The following is a 2,403-nucleotide window of genomic DNA, read 5'->3' as shown; positions in this document are numbered from 1 at the left end:
ACCATTTGCCGGTGTAGCTCAGTTGGTAGAGCAACTGACTTGTAATCAGTAGGTCGAGGGTTCGACTCCTTTCGCCGGCATAATACGGAGGGGTAGCGAAGAGGCTAAACGCGGCGGACTGTAAATCCGCTCCTTCGGGTTCGGCAGTTCGAATCTGCCCCCCTCCACCATTTTTATTATTTTTTTATGTTTTAGGGGCATAGTTCAACGGTAGAATAGAGGTCTCCAAAACCTTTGGTGTGGGTTCGATTCCTACTGCCCCTGCCAAATTAAAATTACATTTAATTAGACATTAACATATTAATGGCGATTGTGGTGAAGTGGTTAACACACCGGATTGTGGTTCCGGCATTCGTGGGTTCGATCCCCATCAGTCGCCCCATTCAATAATAATATGGCGATTGTGGCGAAGTGGTTAACGCACCGGATTGTGGTTCCGGCATTCGTGGGTTCGATTCCCATCAGTCGCCCCATTATTGGGGTATAGCCAAGCGGTAAGGCAACGGATTTTGATTCCGTCATGCCCAGGTTCGAATCCTGGTACCCCAGCCATTTGCGGAAGTAGTTCAGTGGTAGAACATCACCTTGCCAAGGTGGGGGTCGCGAGTTCGAACCTCGTCTTCCGCTCCAATTTTATATTTTTTATGGCGGCATAGCCAAGTGGTAAGGCACAGGTCTGCAACACCTCTACCACCGGTTCGAATCCGGTTGCCGCCTCCATTTTTTTTATTTTCTTTTAATTTTACATATTATGCCGGTGTGGCGGAATTGGCAGACGCGCACGACTCAAAATCGTGTTCCGTAAGGAGTGTCGGTTCGACCCCGACCACCGGTATCAAGGTTTATATAGACTCTAATCTTTTATTGATTAGGGTCTTTTTTTATGTTTTCATAGTATTAAAAGGAAAAATATAGGAAAAATCTAAAACTGTCGAAGGGGCGATGAAAGCGTGGAAAAGCTGTTTACGAAGAAACAACAGCGACAACAATATGAACGGGCTTGTGCGGCATTCACAAAAGGGGATTATGCGACTGCAGAGCCAATTTTTAGACTCGTCATCGAAAGCGCGTACCAACACAATGATATGGAGCTGTACGTAACTACAATTGTTTGGTTAGAGCGTATTTTAGTCAATACGAGTCGTTTAGAAGAATTGCTACCATACATTACGTTGCTCAATCCACTAATCGATCATTATGGCGATGATCATACGAAATATCGTCATGAACTGAATGTTATTATTTTCAATCGATCTTATCGTATTGGCGAACCTATTCAAGCGTATCTCCAATTATTAGAAAAAGTATCCCAAACATCTTATAGTGATTTAATTTGTGCGGTGTCGAATAATTTAATGTATCAGTATGTTGAGATGCATGAACATAGAGAAGGCTTAAAAGTATTTGAAGAAATTCGCCATTTTTACGAATCTGATGATGAGACGATTAGCTCGATGGCACGTTATATGTTTTGGATATATAGCTTTGAGTTATTTTATTTACATGGAGACTATGACACGTGCGCGAATATTTTAACGAGGATTGCGGCACAAAATATTATCGTCGATAGTTTTTATTTTATGTATCCGATTTGTCGCGCGTTACTAGCGGTGCAAACATCGACAGTTGATGCAGCGATTCAATTATTTGATGAAGGAATCGCTGCGGCCGATAATTTATTAGATATTAAATTTGAATTGAACATTTTCATTCATTTATTAAAAGAAAAACGAGCGTATGAAGAAGTAATTAAATATCAATCGCTCGTGATTGATATGCTCGATGAACATTACGATATGAAAAAAGGAAATGCCCGCGCGAAAGTAATTAGTAAACTGACGCGTCAATTTTATGAGGCACAATTATATATTGATCAGTTAACAAAGGTACAAAACCGTAACTTTTATGAACACTTAATTGAAAAACAACAACAAGTGAAAAATTATACGGTCTTCGTACTTGATATCGACCGCTTTAAATCGATTAACGATACGTATGGTCATACAGTAGGCGATGAAGCAATTAAGCATATCGCTGAACAATTGAAGCAATGGACGCCAAAACACGATATTTCAATCGTACGTTACGGTGGGGATGAGTTCATCGGTCTAATCCCATATCGTTTTGCGCAATTTGAACATGAGCTTTATATGTTACATAAACGATTAATGAACAGTACACTTCACGTGCCGGAAATCGGTGACATTCCGTTTTCTGTAAGTATTGGTGTCGGTTATACGAACGATCAATATGAATTGATTGAAACGTTATTTAAAAAAGCGGATGAGGCGATTTATAAAGCGAAAGAAACACGAGGAGAAATCGTCATCGCATAAAAAAGAGGCTGGGACAAAACATTTCATTTTCCTTTTTAAGTGTTCGCAACAAAAAACCGGAACCGCG

The 2,403-nt window shown here is 40.4% G+C and carries 1 protein-coding gene and 9 tRNA genes; all 10 read left to right on the top strand.

Annotated features, from left to right (window positions below):
- Positions 1–7 precede the first annotated feature (7 nt).
- The 10 genes from KMHG_RS13795 (at position 8) to KMHG_RS13750 (ending at position 2,336) form a co-directional block, all read left to right on the top strand.
- Positions 8–80 (top strand) — tRNA-Thr (locus KMHG_RS13795).
- Positions 81–86: 6 nt separating this feature from the next.
- Positions 87–170: transfer RNA gene (locus KMHG_RS13790), tRNA-Tyr, on the top strand.
- 23 nt (positions 171–193) lie between these two features.
- Positions 194–267, top strand: a tRNA-Trp gene (locus tag KMHG_RS13785).
- 39 nt (positions 268–306) lie between these two features.
- Positions 307–382 (top strand) — tRNA-His (locus tag KMHG_RS13780).
- A 15-nt stretch (positions 383–397) separates the two neighbouring features.
- Positions 398–473: transfer RNA gene (locus KMHG_RS13775), tRNA-His, on the top strand.
- A gap of 4 nt (positions 474–477) precedes the next feature.
- Positions 478–552: transfer RNA gene (locus KMHG_RS13770), tRNA-Gln, on the top strand.
- 3 nt (positions 553–555) lie between these two features.
- Positions 556–630 (top strand) — tRNA-Gly (locus KMHG_RS13765).
- Between the two features lie 16 nt (positions 631–646).
- Positions 647–720, top strand: a tRNA-Cys gene (locus KMHG_RS13760).
- A gap of 33 nt (positions 721–753) precedes the next feature.
- Positions 754–835 (top strand) — tRNA-Leu (locus KMHG_RS13755).
- A 115-nt stretch (positions 836–950) separates the two neighbouring features.
- Positions 951–2,336, top strand: a complete 1,386-nt coding sequence (locus tag KMHG_RS13750) for a GGDEF domain-containing protein (RefSeq protein WP_010290357.1) — start codon at positions 951–953, stop codon at positions 2,334–2,336.
- The last annotated feature ends 67 nt before the right edge of the window (positions 2,337–2,403 follow it).

The sequence above is a fragment of the Kurthia massiliensis genome (assembly GCF_000285555.1).
Taxonomy (GTDB): Bacteria; Bacillota; Bacilli; order Bacillales_A; family Planococcaceae; genus Kurthia; species Kurthia massiliensis.
The sequence above is the reverse complement of the archived record's forward strand: the minus strand, read 5'-3'. Positions and strand labels throughout refer to the sequence as shown.